A 14,763-nucleotide genomic window follows, 5' to 3' on the forward strand; every position below is an offset into this window, starting at 1 on the left:
CTGATAAGTCTTTTTAGTCTGGAGAAGTGATTTTTTGCTTTCTGCCGATAGAAAAATAAAGCAAAGTTCCTATTAAGTTTAAAAAGAGTACGACAAGTACCCAAATGATTTTATCATTTCCTTTAAATTCACTTTTTAAAATATCGATTAAAGCTATTACAGGTAATAAAAAACCTACAATAAGCAAAACGATTAAAATTGTCTGCCATATTCCAATAATTTCCATCCTTATATAAATCATTTAGTTAGTGTATAATTTTTGCAATATATTAAAATAATATAGTTGTGGAGACTAGTTAAAACTAAATCCGAGACCTATTTTAAAAGCAAAATTATCATCAAAACTGTCGAGATGATACGCTCCGTAGCGATAAAAAACTCCGGCGTTGAGGCTAAAATATCCCATATTAAAGTAATTGATCTTTATTAATCTTCCAAGTTGTAAACCTGCTTCTAAGTATATATTTTTTTTAGTTTTGAAATTTAGAGTATGATCGTCTAGATTTCCCCAACCAAAATTATGATGTATAATAATTTCTGGATTAAAATCTCCTTTCTTAAAAAGTAAGGATCCAAAATTATGAGAAAGAAAAAGATCTACATATTCTTGAGATAAAAACTCATACAGAGTTTGAGTTTGGAACGTGTTTTCAATTAAAAATAATATATCTGGATCATAGCTGCCTTCTCCCGTAAACATAAGTCCGTTTGGTAAAACTTTATTGATGTACCCTCCTTGTAGTCGGTAAGAGGTTTCTCCGAAATTGCGAAGAAAAAAATCTTGTTCCGCTCTAAATTCAATTTTTTGGTAATCAAGCTCTCCCTCCAAAATATTATCAAAACCTTTGGTGTAATTGAGCGTAAAAACGGGGTAAGAAGTTCCTAAACTTACATTTTGATGTGGAGTTTGAACCAATTTCTCTCTAAAAGCATATCTCAATCTCACACTAGCGGCAGTATGTTGATATTCGTTGGGAATAAGTTCTGGGGTTTCAAAACCATAATTTTCTAACGGAGAAATTTTATCATGCTGGCTCGAAACATTTACTTTTAAATATTTAAAAATTCTAAAACCAGTTTCTACTTTATATTGCTGTAAATGATCCATTTTTGAAGCCATAAAATCCCTTAAACCACCAAAAATTTGATTAGATATTGGTAACCCATAACTTCCAATTTCTTTTACATTGTTTTGGTAAGAGGTTTTTATAAAAAACTCATTTTCTCTATTTATAATATGTTTTGCTTCTACACCGTATTTCCAACGATTATCTTGTAATCCGTATCCAAAAAAGCCTCCAAGACTCGAGTCTTTAAATAGTTTTTCATTCGTATAAAGTCCGGTTCCTAATCGATAACCTTCAAACTGATTGTAAATAAATGTTTTGCTAAGATCGATATCTATAAATTTCACGGGAATTCTACCTTGTGGTAGTTTTTCCATATAAGAAAGAATACGATCAAATTTATATTTTTCTCCCAAGCTATCCATTACTTGGTAGGTGATTGCTTCTCTATTCCGTAAAGGGTCTACACGATATTGAGTCCAAAATAAGCTATCTCTTTTTGCGGCTTGCTCTTCAATTTTTACGCTTAACGCGGAAAACTCTTTCTTCTTGATTTCTGAGTTAAAATCAACCTCATTAATATAGCTTTTCCCATTTACTTTTAAAATATCTCCATCTTCAGAAACTGTATGGACTTGAAGCTCGTAATTCAACTGTTCGGGAAACCAATATTTGTTTTCTAAAAATTGATATTGTTGCTGAATTTTTAAATCCATTTTAAGTCCATTTGCAGGTTCTGCAATTACGTTTTGTAAGGCATAATTATTTGTATTAATGTAAAGAACACCTTTTAAACCTTCAAAGTTTTTATTGGGAATTGGTTTAAATAAAATCAAGTGAATTTTATCTTCTCCTTTATATAGAGTTTCCGTTAAACGGAATTCATATTTCTTCAACGCACCATTACTAATAGGGTTAAGGAAAGGAATTTCTAAAAGCTTAATGTTTTCATCATAAAATGAAAAGGGTTGCATATCGGTAGCTAAAGTTGCGAAATAGGGATTCTTAAAACCAGAAACCTTATTACCAATTACAGTTTCTTCACTTAAATTGGGGGCAATAAATTTTTTCTGGGTAACCGATTCCATCACAGTAAGATGTCCTCCTTTAAAAACACTGTTCATAACAGAGTCTGTCTTCTTATCTTTGGCGACATAATCGAAAATAGTTTTATTGTAAGATGTGTATTGAAAAGACTTAATGTTATTAGGATTGTTTTCTTCTCGTTTAGCAATCACTTTTTCTATAATCGCGTGAGCAGGATTTTTGGCAGAGAGAATTACTTCTTCTAATTGATCTTCTTTAGGAGAAAGAGAAATTCTTAAATAATTATGACCGCTTATTTGTAAGGTTTTAGTTTCAAAACCTAGATAACTACACGTAATCGTATTAATTTTTTCATTCTGTTTTATGGTAAACATCCCGTCAATGTCTGTAATAACCCCTGTTTTTGTATTGTGGTTAATGATGATGTTTACAAAAGCTAAAGGCTCTCTGGTTTCTTCATTAATAATAATTCCGCTAAGGTCAGCTTGTGCACTTAAAGAAGAAACGATAAAGGCTAAGCATAAAAAAAGAAGCTTTTTCATAGAGTAGGTATGGCAAATTAATTATATTTTCGTGCTAAAGCCATATTGCTTAACGAATATAAACAAACCTACTTTTGAAAAAAATAATTATTGCCATAGACGGTTTTTCGTCCACAGGAAAAAGTACTGTTGCCAAACAACTTGCGAAAGCATTAGGATATGTTTATATAGATACGGGAGCGATGTATCGTGCCGTGACGTTGTTTGCTATGAATCATAATTTAGTAGGGCAAGGCTATTTACACGAAAAAGAACTAGAAGAGAAATTAAGCGAAATACAAATTCATTTTAAGCTCAATCCCACCACCGATGTTGCCGATGTTTACCTTAATGGAGAAAATGTAGAGAGAAAAGTAAGAACTTTAGAGGTTTCTCAATATGTAAGTCCTATTGCTACAGTTTCTGCGGTAAGAAGAAAACTGGTAGAACAACAGCAAAAAATGGGAGAGGAGAAAGGTATTGTGATGGATGGTCGTGATATTGGAACAGTAGTTTTTCCTAAAGCCGAATTGAAATTATTTATGACTGCTTCCGCAGAAAAAAGAGCAAGACGTCGTCATGACGAATTGTTAGAGCGAGGAGAACATGTAAGTTATGAAGATGTATTAGAAAATGTAGTCACTAGAGATAAAATTGATGTTTCTAGGGAGGATTCGCCATTGGTAAAAGCTGAAAGTGCTATAGAAATTGATAATAGCAACCTAACTTTACAAGAACAGTTTGATAAAATACTCAGTTTGTCTAAAAAGAGTATTTCAGAGACATCTTAAAAACTGTTTTCTTTCAATAGAGAGTATTACTTCTCATATTAACTTCGTTAAAAATCATAAATCTATAATTTAGGTTTAAAGGTTTGAATATCAAAAAATAAGTTGTATTTTTGCACTCCTTTTTGCAGCGTTTCGGAAAAGAGAAAGGGAAAATATAATCTATTTTTATAAACACTTCTGTGTTTCAGTTGTTTAAATCTTCCGAAGAGATTACAGAATACAAATTTATAATCAGCAATGGCTGAAGAAAAAAACACTCCTGAGGTAGAAGAAGTAGCAGGTATGGCTACCAAATCTCAACCAGCTCTTAGTGAGCAACAAGAAAATCCTGAAAAATTCTTATCAGATTTTAACTGGCATAACTACGAAGAAGGAATTGATCCTATCGACGATGAAAAGCTAGAAGAGTTTGAGAAATTAGTAGCAGAAAACTTTGTAGATACTTTAGATGATGAAGTAGTAGAAGGTACGGTAATTAACATTACAGATCGTGATGCAATTATTGATATTAATGCAAAAAGTGAAGGGGTAATCTCTTTAAATGAATTTCGCTACAATCCTAATTTAAAAGAAGGAGATAAAGTAGAAGTACTTATTGATGTTCGTGAAGACTCAACAGGTCAATTAATACTTTCTCACCGTAAAGCTCGTGTAATCAAAGCTTGGGATCGTGTTAATGCAGCACACGAAGAAGGAACTATCGTTAACGGATTCGTTAAATGTCGTACTAAAGGTGGTATGATTGTAGACGTATTTGGTATCGAAGCTTTCTTACCAGGTTCTCAAATTGACGTGAAGCCAATTAGAGATTACGATGCTTACGTAAATAAAACAATGGAATTTAAAGTTGTGAAAATTAATCACGAATTTAAAAACGTTGTAGTTTCTCATAAAGCGCTTATTGAAGCTGATATCGAGGAACAGAAAAAAGAAATTATTGGTCAATTAGAAAAAGGTCAAGTATTAGAAGGTACTGTGAAGAATATTACTTCTTACGGTGTGTTTGTTGATCTTGGTGGAGTTGACGGATTAGTTCATATTACAGATCTTTCTTGGTCTAGAATCAACCATCCAAATGAGATTGTTGAATTAGATCAGAAATTGAATGTTGTAATCTTAGACTTTGATGAGGCTAAAACAAGAATTCAATTAGGTCTTAAGCAATTAAGCAAACATCCTTGGGAAGCTTTAGATGAAAACTTAAAAGTTGGAGATAAAGTAAAAGGTAAAGTAGTTGTAATCGCAGATTACGGTGCATTTATCGAAGTAGCTGAAGGTGTTGAAGGATTAATCCACGTTTCTGAAATGTCTTGGTCTACACACTTACGTTCGGCTCAAGATTTCGTTAATGTTGGAGATGAGGTAGAAGCGCAAATCTTAACTTTAGATAGAGAAGAGCGTAAAATGTCTCTTGGTATTAAGCAATTAACGCCAGATCCTTGGACAGATATTACTACTAAATACCCAGTTGGTTCTCGTCACTCAGGTATCGTGAGAAACTTCACTAACTTTGGTGTATTCGTAGAATTAGAAGAAGGAATTGATGGTTTAATCTATATCTCAGACCTTTCTTGGACTAAGAAGATTAAGCACCCGTCAGAATTCTGTAACGTAGGAGATAAATTAGACGTTGTAGTTCTTGAGTTAGATGTTGATGGACGTAAATTAAGTTTAGGTCACAAACAAACTGAAGATAACCCTTGGGATAAGTATGTAACTGAGTTCGCAGTAGGAACGAAACATACGGCTACTATCGATGAGATGGTAGACAAAGGAGCTACAATCGAGTTTAATGAAGATATTACAGCATTCGTACCAACACGTCATTTAGAGAAAGAAGATGGATCTAAGTTAGGTAAAGGAGACGAAGCAGAATTTATCATCATTGAATTCAATAAAGAATTTAAAAGAGTAGTTGCTTCTCATATGTCTATTCATAAAGAAGAAGAAGCTAAGATTGTAAAGCAAGCCGCTAAAAAATCTCAAGAGGAGAATAAACCGACTCTTGGTGATGCAAATGCAGACTTACAAGCTTTAAAAGATAGAATGGAAGGGAAATAATTTTCTAACTATTTTTTCTAATAAATTAAAAGCCTTCTCAATTTGAGAAGGCTTTTTTTGTAAAGTAATAACTCTCTTTGAAAGGTTTATTTATGAAGAATATAATTATAATTTTAATCGACTTGTGTTGACTAAAATAATTAATGCTTCTTTACTTAAAAATATTGTTACAAAGTATTACTTTTGTTACTTTTACGAATCAAAATTGAACTTCTAGAAAAACCTGATTATGAATTTACACGAATATCAAGGAAAAGAAATATTAAATAGTTTTGGAGTAAGAATACAACGAGGAATCGTTGCAAATACACCAGAAGAAGCAGTTGAAGCTGCAAAGAAATTAACTGAAGAAACAGGAACTGGATGGCACGTGATTAAAGCACAAGTACATGCTGGTGGACGTGGAAAAGGTGGTGGAGTAAAGCTTGCCAAAAACCTACAAGAAGTAGAAACTATTGCAGGAGAAATTCTTGGAATGCATTTGGTAACTCCTCAAACCTCTGCTGAGGGGAAATTAGTAAATCAAATTTTGATTACAGAAGATGTTTATTATCCTGGAGATAGTGAACCAGATGAGTATTATATGTCTGTGCTTTTAAATAGAGCAAATGGTAGAAATATGATTATGTATTCTACTGAAGGTGGAATGGATATCGAAACCGTTGCAGAAGAAACTCCGCACTTAATTTTTACAGAAGAAATTGATCCTGCTACAGGGATTTTACCTTTCCAAGCTAGAAAAATTGCTTTTAACTTAGGTTTATCTGGAGCAGCGTTTAAAGAAATGACAAAATTTGTTACCGCTCTTTATACAGCTTACGATAAGTCAGATTCATCATTATTTGAAATTAACCCAGTGTTAAAAACAAGTGATGATAAGATTATGGCAGTAGATGCTAAAGTATCTTTAGATGATAACGCACTATACCGTCACAAAGATTACGCGGCTATGCGTGATGAGCGTGAGGAAAATGCAACAGAAGTAGAAGCTAGAAATGCAGGTTTAAGCTATGTTGACCTTGACGGAAACGTAGGATGTATGGTTAACGGAGCAGGTTTAGCGATGGCAACTATGGATTTAATTAAATTTGCAGGTGGTGAGCCAGCAAACTTCCTAGATGTAGGAGGTACAGCTGATGCAAAACGTGTAGAAGAAGCTTTTCGTTTAATCTTAAAAGATGATAAAGTAGAAGCTATCTTAATTAATATATTTGGAGGAATTGTTCGTTGTGACCGTGTAGCACAGGGAGTTGTAGATGCCTATAAAAATATGGGTGATGCGATTAATGTGCCAATTATTGTACGTTTGCAAGGAACAAATGCAGATATCGCTAAAGAGCTAATTGATAATAGTGGTCTTAATGTAGAGAGCGCTGTTCAATTTCAAGAAGCGGCAGATAAAGTTCAAAAAGTCTTAGCTTAAACATTAAGATTAACTCATAAAAAAACCCGCTATTATAGCGGGTTTTTTATTTGTCAAAATCCTACAAATGCAAACCGCATTCTGTTTTTGGATTATTATTCCAGCGTCCGCTACGGTCTTCGCCAGGTACGGTACAGTGGCTACAACCTATAGAGTGGTATCCTTTTTCAACTAATGGATGAAAGGGTAGTTGGTGCTTTTCTATATAAGAATCTCTTCTTTCTTTAGATACATCTAATAGAGGGTAAAACTTCAAGATCTCTCCTCTTTGCTCAAAAATGTTTAGGGTAGAACGGTGATCTGATTGCCATTCCATTAATCCTGAAACCCAAACAGAATAATTTTCTTTGATAATCTCTAATGGTTTTACTTTATTGATAGAACAACAAAAATCTGGATTTTTTTTCCAAGTTTCATCTTTTGTGGTAAATGCGTGTTCTTCTTTTAAAGCGCTAATAGACTTTACATTCAAGTTGTATTTCCTTGAAAGCTCTTCTTTATAGTCAAGTGTTTCGGGAAAATGATATCCTGTGTCTATAAAAAATACCTCTTGTTGTTTGTTGATATCAGCAAAAAGTTTTAGCAAAAATGCAGAAGTAGCAGCAAAGGAACTTGTAAGCATTACTTCATTTACATCAAAGTCATTGTAAAGCTCATTTATTCTTTGATCAACAGATAAAGGCTGATATTTTTTATTTAGAATATTAATTTCTTCTTCAGTTAGAACTCGCTTGGGGTAGGCAATTTCATCTATCATATGATAACATTTATGCAGTAGGCTTTTTGTCTTTAGGTTTATTATCTTTTTTAGGAGGCATAGGTCCTCTTAAATGAATAATAAGTCCGTTAAGGAAATTTCTCAAAAATTGATCTCCGCATTCTACATACTTAGGGTGATCCTCTTTTCTGAAAATAGCACTCAATTCACTTTTAGTCACTTTAAAATCTACTAAAGCAAAAATTTTAATTATATCGTCGTCTCTCAACTTGTGAGCCACTCTTAATTTCTTAAAAGTATCATTATTGGTTAAAGGCATAATAATTTTTTAGGATGCAAATTTACTGATTTTAATTGGTTTTGGGTTGTGGTAGTGATTTATATAAAGATTCAATTCTATTGATATCGGTTTGATTTTTTATAGTTCGTTTGGTGTCTTGAAAAAGTAATTCAGCTTCAGCTAAAATAGCAGAATGATATTCTTTAAGGTGTGGTTCCTGTAAGAGAAGATATTTAAACATAATAAAAAGTTTTTGGATACAAGTAAGGTCATTTTTACAATAGGTTCTGTAAGAAGACATCACTTGGTAAAGAACCTCTTTAAAGTTAGCTGTTGTAATAGCTATTAACGGTTCCTTTTCTTCTGAAGATATTACCGTTTTATCATTTTTTTGAAGTCTTAGTGCAAATAATTCAGTTAAATAATCTATACTGTTGATGGCGGTACCAGGATCGTTTATACCTGGAGACATAGCTTTTACTCCAATCTCTGTAATTTGTTTAAACGCTAAAGCATAATTATCTTCTATAAATTCTCCTCTTGCGAAGTTGAAGTTGGAAAGTATTTTTTTTACTAACTCTGAATCTATTTCTTGATTTACTTTGATAATAGGAACTTTCTTAAGTACAAAAATTCCTTGTATAGGTAAAATTTTTATTTTTATTTGGTGTTCTTTACAAATGGCAATAAGGTTAGATACAGCAATTTTTTGAAAATATCCTGTTTCTGTACTGTAATAGCTTTTCCAATTTGAAGTGTCGGGAAATTCAGGTGGAGTTTCTTCTTCTTTTTCTAATAGATGCTCCAGTCTAATTTTTGCTTTTTTATAGATGTTATCCAGAATATTATTGACTTGAATCGCCTGCGAAATAGAATGTATAAAATAAAGGAAAGCTCCAAAACATATAACAGTAAAAATAATTCCTAGTAAAACAGAAAATCCTGGTAATTGGTATTTACTATCTTCTTGGGGATTTATGCCAACTAGAGTAAATGTGTTATATAGAATGGTGGCTAAATAGATTCCTAATACATATTGATGATTTCTGTTAGATATAAGTCCGGGTAATACGCGGGGCGAAAAGTTACTGGAAGCCTGATTTAACAATACCATTACCATCGAGAAGCTAAAAACCATAATAGAGATAATCCCGCCAGTTAAAAAGCTTAGTAAAGTTTTTGCTGTATCGGGGTTATTAATAACTAATTCAGGTACATGTTCTATGATAAAAGCTGATATTCCCTTATCCTCTAAATAGAGCATCAGCATCGCGAAATTGAACCCAATAACACTCAAAAGAGTAGGGTAAAAAGCAATTTTTCCTCGAATTGTGTTTATAAAACTTAGTAACTTATTGTAGAGTGATTTCATATTGGAATTAATCCTGCGGTAAATTTCAAACAATTATATAGATGAAGAGGTATTATTAACAATCTTTTAATTTAAAAATTGCCAATATGTCACATTTTGGTTGTTTAGCTTTGACAAAATGACACCTAAAGTGATTTGGTATTTAATTTGAAATAGAAATTCTAAACATTAAAAAATAAAATTATGAGTTTAGTTAAAATAAAAGAAAATAGGTTTCCTCTAGTGTTTGAAGACTTATTTAAAACAGACTGGTTAGGAGGTACTTCTGCGGTAAACAATACGGGTTTTAATTCTCCTGCAGTAAATATTAAAGATAATGAGGAAGAATTTGTGATAGAAGTTGCAGCTCCTGGTAGGACTAGAGATAGTTTTAATATAGAGCTTAACAATGATAGATTAATCGTTTCTTCTATAGAGAAAAATGAAATTGAAGAGAATATAAGGTTTACTCGAAAGGAATTTGATTATAGTACTTTTAAAAGGATATTTCGTTTACCAGAGACTATAGATAATTCAAAAATTAATGCTTCTTATAAAGACGGTGTTTTGTTGATCACATTACCTAAAAAGGAAGAAGCGAAAATTCAACCCAAAAGGTTCATTGAAATTTCTTAATTACATTTTAAATATTTGTGTTAGTTAGCTTAAACCTCTTATATTTTATAAGAGGTTTTTTCTTGTTAAGAAACTACTTTTAAGCCTATAATACTAATGATTAAAGTGGTAATAAAAAATATTTTCCAAAAAGTAGCTGGCTCTTGAAAGTAAAATATTCCTAATAAAACAGTTCCTACAGCTCCAATTCCTGTCCAGGTAGCGTAAGCAGTTCCTATAGGTAAATGTTGAGTTACTTTAACTAATAAAATCATACTTATACTTAAGCAAATGATAAAAGAACCATACCAAAATAAGGCTGTATTTCCATTTAATTCTTTTGCTTTCCCTAATGAAAACGCGAAACCTACCTCAAAAAGTCCGGCAACGATTAATAAAAACCAATTCATAACTAATCTTTTTTATCCTTTTTCTTTTCTTGTAACATCTTAATCTCGTCTCTCAATTGTGCTGCAGTCATAAAGTCTAACTCTTTTGCTGCTTTTTCCATTTCTTTACGCACTTTACGAATGCGATCTTCTAATTGGTTTTCTGTAAAGTAAGTAACTTCTTCTTCAGCAGCTTGCAGGGTAGGAGCTTTTTCAAATTTATAAGGTTCTACTTTTTTACCTGCTAGAGCACTGTCTAATGACTTGTTAAGTGCTGTGGGGGTAATGTTATGTTTAGTATTATAATTAATCTGTTTAGTTCTTCTGTAGGCAGTCTCATCAATAGTTTGCTGCATACTATTGGTAATTTTATCGGCATACATGATCGCTTTTCCTTCCAAATGTCTTGCCGCTCGGCCAATGGTTTGCGTAAGCGAACGGTTGCTTCTCAAAAAACCCTCTTTATCTGCATCTAGTATTGCGACTAAAGATACTTCAGGTAAATCTAAACCTTCTCGTAATAAGTTAACACCTACCAAAACATCGAATATACCTTTACGTAAGTCGTGCATGATTTCTACCCGTTCTAGGGTATCAATATCACTGTGAATATAGCGACAGCGGATATCAATTCTGCTTAAATACTTGGTAAGTTCTTCTGCCATTCTCTTGGTAAGCGTAGTAACTAAAACACGTTGGTCTTTTTCTACACGAACTTGAATTTCTTCTATTAAATCATCAATTTGATTAAGACTTGGCCTCACCTCTATAATTGGATCTAATAGCCCTGTAGGTCTAATTACCTGTTCAACATAGACTCCATCAGTTTTATGGAGTTCATAATCTGCTGGGGTGGCACTAACGTAGACAACTTGGTTTTGAAGCGCTTCAAACTCTTCTGCTTTTAGAGGTCGGTTATCCATTGCAGCGGGAAGTCTAAATCCGTATTCTACCAAATTTTCTTTTCGGCTACGATCACCTCCGTACATAGCTCCTACTTGAGGAATGGTAACGTGACTTTCATCTACGATCATTAAATAATCGTCTGGAAAATAATCTAATAAACAGAAAGGTCTAGTGCCAGGAAGCCTTCCGTCAAGGTATCGAGAGTAATTTTCAATACCTGAGCAATAACCCAATTCTCGAATCATTTCTAAATCAAAATTGGTGCGTTCTTCTAATCGCTTTGCTTCAAGGGGTTTTCCTGTATCTTTAAAAAATTCTACTTGTTTACCTAAATCTAAACTTATCTGATTGATGGCTCCATTTAATACATCTGGAGATGTCACGAACATATTGGCAGGATAAATATTTAAGCGATCGTATTTTTCTAGAATTTCGTTGGTTTTTACATCAAAAGCTTCAATTTCTTCAATTTCATCTCCAAAAAAATGAATTCTAAAAGCATCATCGGCATAACTAGGGAAAACATCTACGGTGTCTCCTTTAATTCTAAAATTCCCGTGGTGAAACTCTGCTTCTGTTCGCGCATATAAACTTTGGACCAAGCGATGTAAAAGTTTGGTTCTTGAAATTTCTTGATCTTTATGAATAGAAATCACATTCTTTTGAAACTCTACTGGATTACCGATACCATATAAGCAACTTACCGAAGCTACTACTAAAACATCTCGACGACCAGAAAGAAGTGAAGAGGTGGTGCTTAATCGCAACTTTTCAATCTCCTCATTAATAGATAGATCTTTTTCTATATAAGTTCCAGAAGAAGGTATAAAAGCTTCGGGCTGGTAGTAATCATAATACGAAACAAAATACTCTACTGCATTGTTAGGAAAAAATGCCTTAAACTCTGAATATAACTGAGCTGCCAATGTTTTATTATGTGCCAAAACTAAGGTAGGTCGTTCTACTTGTTCCACCACATTGGCCATTGTAAAGGTCTTTCCGGAACCTGTAACTCCCAACAAAGTTTGGTAACGCTCATTAGAATTAATACCCTCTACTAATTTTTTAATAGCTTGGGGTTGATCGCCTGTAGGTTTGTAATTAGATTCTATATTGAATTTCATGGAATACCCAATTTACTTCCGTTTAACGGAAAATATAATTTAACTGAAAGTGAGGATAAATTTACTTAAAACCTATCTCTTTAATGTGAAATGTGACTTAAAATTAGAACCATCTATAAGTTCTGCACTAAACCAATAATCATTTGAAGGTAGGCTTTTCCCATTGTAAGTTCCGTTCCATGAATCGTAAGGAGAAAGTACTTGAAGTATTTTACCAAATCTGTCAAAAATAATGACTTTCTTTATTATTCTATTACCTCTATCGATACCTAGAAGTCTCCATGTATCATTATTCCCATCTTGATTAGGGGTGAAAAATTTCATGTAACCAATGACGTAGATTTGCTTAGAGCTAATCCCACAACCGTTTTCATCTTTAACGTAAATAGTGTGCTCACCAGGTTGAACATTAAATATAGGAGAGGTGTAATAGGGTCCGTATATATTATCTATGGCATAACTATAATTCCCTGTACCCGAGGCTAAAACTTCTACTTGGTAATTACCAAATTCTCCTAATAAATTATATGAAATAGTAGCTTTTTCTGAAGGAACAACTGTTATAATGTTAGTGATAGTGCAAGAATAAGTGATACCATTAATTTGAGTCTCTTGTGTTATATTAACTTCATAAGTGCCCATTTCAACAACTTCAATTTCTGAAGTTGTTTCTCCGTTTTCCCATAAGAAAGTATAATCATTAGGATCTCCAATTACCCCTGAATTTATCGATACTGAATTTTCTTCACTACAAAGATAAAAAGTAGTGTTTTCTTCAGCTTGTGGAGTGGGAGCTTGATCTAAAATTACTTCTACAATTCCTTGGCAACCTAACGGCGTTTCTGCTCTGGCAAATATACTCTTAGGTAATTCTGAGTTTAAAAGTTCTAGCGTATTTGCTAATTTATTTTGTTGTGTTATAGCATTTTCCGCAGTAGCGTAAAAATCTACAAAAAGATTACTCATGCCTATTTCGCTCTCTATGAGTGAGATCGATTTATTAAAATTAAAAAGTATGGAGGCACCATTCACGCATTCTACATAGCGAACTGGTTTATATAATCCCGATGGCGTAGATAGAGTGATTTCAATAACTTTGTAGCAACCAGGTTTCATTTCTATATTAGCAAAAATAACTTGATTAGGAGTGGTGTTTTGAAATGCCGATGGGGTTGTGATTGGGTTAGCTTCATTTTGAGCATCTGCATACGATAAATAAAAACCTTTTACTGAAAGGTTGGGGTTATTATTAGTAAAAGTATTGTTATTGCTACTTATGTTATAAATTGTAAGACCATCATTGTTGTTGTCACATTCACTAATTGTTTTATCTGTAATATTACTAAAATCGGTATACTCAACTAGAATATCGTCTTCTGCAGTGCAACCATTCCCATAATCTAAAACTACTTTATAAACTCCTGGTGTAGAAACAGTATATGTTGTTTCTGTTGGACCTGTGGTTAGTACAGTTTCGTTAGCATTATTGTCAACTTCTAACCAAGTGTAATTTTGTGGAGTGTTACCATTATCAGAAACCTGTAAGGTATAGGTTTCATTTTCACAAAGTGCATTTGCTCCTACAAGATCATCTCCTAAATCTGCTCCAATGTTAAAGCTTCCTCCTTCTAAAAAAACCGCAGAATCATAACGGTAATTTTGTTCATCGGCAATAATTAATTTAATATGATAGGTCGTATTTTGAATTACAGCAGCAGTAGCTGTGAGTGCTTTTGTTTGGCCGTTAAAATTAATAGGAACATTGACATTGTTAAACGAACCAAAATACTGCTCGTTTTCTGCATCACATCCCCCAGGAATTTCAGGGTGAACTGTAGTGACTTGTACGGGAATATTAGTACCCGGTACAACTGCAATATTGGTATAAGTTCCTCCCTGTGGTTTAATCAAAAATGCAAAAACATCTGAATAAATACATGTATTAGGGTCACCTTCTTGATATTCTTCTGAGGCGAAAATATATCTAAACTGAACTATATTAGCATTTGGAGTAAAATCAAACTCTAAAACTGTGGCATTGGTCGTGTTAGATACCCCTAAAATATTTTCTAAATCTTGATCACTTCCCCAACCAGACGCATCATCATCACTTAGATTGTTATTAGGGCCAGGGACATTCGAAATTCTTCCAGTGCTCATTACAACTCCATTATCAAACGGAAAATTGGTGTTATTACTTTCAAAATATCCAAAACTACTATCATTAGCCCCAAAGTTACCCGAAACAGTATTGGTAACGTTAATATTTTCAATGCAACCACTATCTATTAAGATATCCTCAATAAGTTCTTGTGGGGTATAATTATTATTTACTGTTATATTTTGAGCTTGTAGAGCAAAAGATATAACACTTATAAAAATAAATAGGAAGTACTTCAACATTGTATTTTTTGGGAGTGCAAAAATACACAGTAAAGTTTATTTATAGATAGGTATTAGAGTTATTTAA

General features: G+C 33.0%; 12 protein-coding genes. 4 read left to right on the forward strand and 8 right to left on the reverse strand.

The genetic code is table 11. The features are described from left to right. Window positions 1–13 precede the first annotated feature (13 nt). The gene (locus FT986_RS12895; RefSeq protein WP_147865410.1) at window positions 14–241 is read right to left on the reverse strand and encodes a PLDc N-terminal domain-containing protein; all 228 of its coding nucleotides are present in this window, start codon (window positions 239–241) and stop codon (window positions 14–16) included. 51 nt (window positions 242–292) lie between these two features. Then, the gene (locus FT986_RS12900; RefSeq protein ID WP_147865411.1) at window positions 293–2,656 is read right to left on the reverse strand and encodes a DUF5686 and carboxypeptidase-like regulatory domain-containing protein; all 2,364 of its coding nucleotides are present in this window, start codon (window positions 2,654–2,656) and stop codon (window positions 293–295) included. Between the two features lie 74 nt (window positions 2,657–2,730). Between FT986_RS12900 and cmk the strand changes: the two genes are divergently transcribed. The 3 genes from cmk (at window position 2,731) to sucC (ending at window position 6,910) form a co-directional block, all read left to right on the forward strand. After that, window positions 2,731–3,426 carry a (d)CMP kinase gene (gene cmk, locus FT986_RS12905; RefSeq protein WP_147865412.1) on the forward strand — a complete coding sequence of 232 codons (696 nt, stop codon included), beginning with the start codon at window positions 2,731–2,733 and terminating at the stop codon, window positions 3,424–3,426. A gap of 237 nt (window positions 3,427–3,663) precedes the next feature. Then, window positions 3,664–5,487 carry a 30S ribosomal protein S1 gene (gene rpsA, locus FT986_RS12910; RefSeq protein ID WP_111540833.1) on the forward strand — a complete coding sequence of 608 codons (1,824 nt, stop codon included), beginning with the start codon at window positions 3,664–3,666 and terminating at the stop codon, window positions 5,485–5,487. Window positions 5,488–5,716: 229 nt separating this feature from the next. Then, window positions 5,717–6,910 (forward strand): ADP-forming succinate--CoA ligase subunit beta, encoded by a 1,194-nt coding sequence (sucC, locus tag FT986_RS12915; protein ID WP_111541583.1) that lies wholly within the window; start codon window positions 5,717–5,719, stop codon window positions 6,908–6,910. Between the two features lie 61 nt (window positions 6,911–6,971). On the opposite strand, the gene FT986_RS12920 is transcribed toward sucC, so the two are convergent. The 3 genes from FT986_RS12920 to FT986_RS12930 are packed head-to-tail and all read right to left on the reverse strand — an operon-like array spanning window position 6,972 to window position 9,280. Then, complete coding sequence (locus tag FT986_RS12920) at window positions 6,972–7,664, reverse strand: phosphoadenylyl-sulfate reductase (protein WP_147865647.1); 693 nt, start codon at window positions 7,662–7,664, stop codon at window positions 6,972–6,974. A gap of 13 nt (window positions 7,665–7,677) precedes the next feature. Continuing rightward, a complete protein-coding gene (locus FT986_RS12925) occupies window positions 7,678–7,947 on the reverse strand; it encodes a DUF1456 family protein (RefSeq protein ID WP_147865413.1) in 270 nt (89 codons plus the stop codon). A 31-nt stretch (window positions 7,948–7,978) separates the two neighbouring features. Continuing rightward, window positions 7,979–9,280, reverse strand: a complete 1,302-nt coding sequence (locus FT986_RS12930) for a DUF2254 domain-containing protein (RefSeq protein WP_147865414.1) — start codon at window positions 9,278–9,280, stop codon at window positions 7,979–7,981. A gap of 183 nt (window positions 9,281–9,463) precedes the next feature. Here FT986_RS12930 and FT986_RS12935 point away from each other — a divergent pair, with 183 nt between their 5' ends. Continuing rightward, complete coding sequence (locus tag FT986_RS12935) at window positions 9,464–9,895, forward strand: Hsp20/alpha crystallin family protein (RefSeq protein WP_147865415.1); 432 nt, start codon at window positions 9,464–9,466, stop codon at window positions 9,893–9,895. Between the two features lie 65 nt (window positions 9,896–9,960). Here the strand turns inward: FT986_RS12935 and FT986_RS12940 are convergent, their stop codons facing one another. The 3 genes from FT986_RS12940 to FT986_RS12950 form a co-directional block, all read right to left on the reverse strand. Further along, window positions 9,961–10,284, reverse strand: coding sequence for a multidrug efflux SMR transporter (locus FT986_RS12940; RefSeq protein ID WP_147865416.1), 324 nt, complete (start codon window positions 10,282–10,284; stop codon window positions 9,961–9,963). Between the two features lie 2 nt (window positions 10,285–10,286). Next, a complete protein-coding gene (uvrB, locus tag FT986_RS12945) occupies window positions 10,287–12,293 on the reverse strand; it encodes an excinuclease ABC subunit UvrB (protein WP_111540908.1) in 2,007 nt (668 codons plus the stop codon). A gap of 72 nt (window positions 12,294–12,365) precedes the next feature. Beyond that, entirely contained in the window at window positions 12,366–14,696 is a 2,331-nt protein-coding gene (locus FT986_RS12950) for a T9SS type B sorting domain-containing protein (RefSeq protein WP_147865417.1), read from the reverse strand. Between the last annotated feature and the right edge of the window lie 67 nt (window positions 14,697–14,763).

Source organism: Mesonia sp. K4-1 (genome assembly GCF_008017825.1).
Classification (GTDB): domain Bacteria; phylum Bacteroidota; class Bacteroidia; order Flavobacteriales; family Flavobacteriaceae; genus Mesonia.

Excerpts from the sequence above, each read along its gene's own strand:
- FT986_RS12925 (WP_147865413.1), bottom strand. The coding sequence starts at position 7,947 with ATGCCTTTAACCAATAATGATACTTTTAAGAAATTAAGAGTGGCTCAC.
- uvrB (WP_111540908.1), bottom strand. The coding sequence starts at position 12,293 with ATGAAATTCAATATAGAATCTAATTACAAACCTACAGGCGATCAACCC.
- FT986_RS12940 (WP_147865416.1), bottom strand. The coding sequence starts at position 10,284 with ATGAATTGGTTTTTATTAATCGTTGCCGGACTTTTTGAGGTAGGTTTC.
- FT986_RS12935 (WP_147865415.1), top strand. The coding sequence starts at position 9,464 with ATGAGTTTAGTTAAAATAAAAGAAAATAGGTTTCCTCTAGTGTTTGAA.
- FT986_RS12930 (WP_147865414.1), bottom strand. The coding sequence starts at position 9,280 with ATGAAATCACTCTACAATAAGTTACTAAGTTTTATAAACACAATTCGA.
- rpsA (WP_111540833.1), top strand. The coding sequence starts at position 3,664 with ATGGCTGAAGAAAAAAACACTCCTGAGGTAGAAGAAGTAGCAGGTATG.
- FT986_RS12900 (WP_147865411.1), bottom strand. The coding sequence starts at position 2,656 with ATGAAAAAGCTTCTTTTTTTATGCTTAGCCTTTATCGTTTCTTCTTTA.
- FT986_RS12950 (WP_147865417.1), bottom strand. The coding sequence starts at position 14,696 with ATGTTGAAGTACTTCCTATTTATTTTTATAAGTGTTATATCTTTTGCT.
- sucC (WP_111541583.1), top strand. The coding sequence starts at position 5,717 with ATGAATTTACACGAATATCAAGGAAAAGAAATATTAAATAGTTTTGGA.
- FT986_RS12895 (WP_147865410.1), bottom strand. The coding sequence starts at position 241 with ATGATTTATATAAGGATGGAAATTATTGGAATATGGCAGACAATTTTA.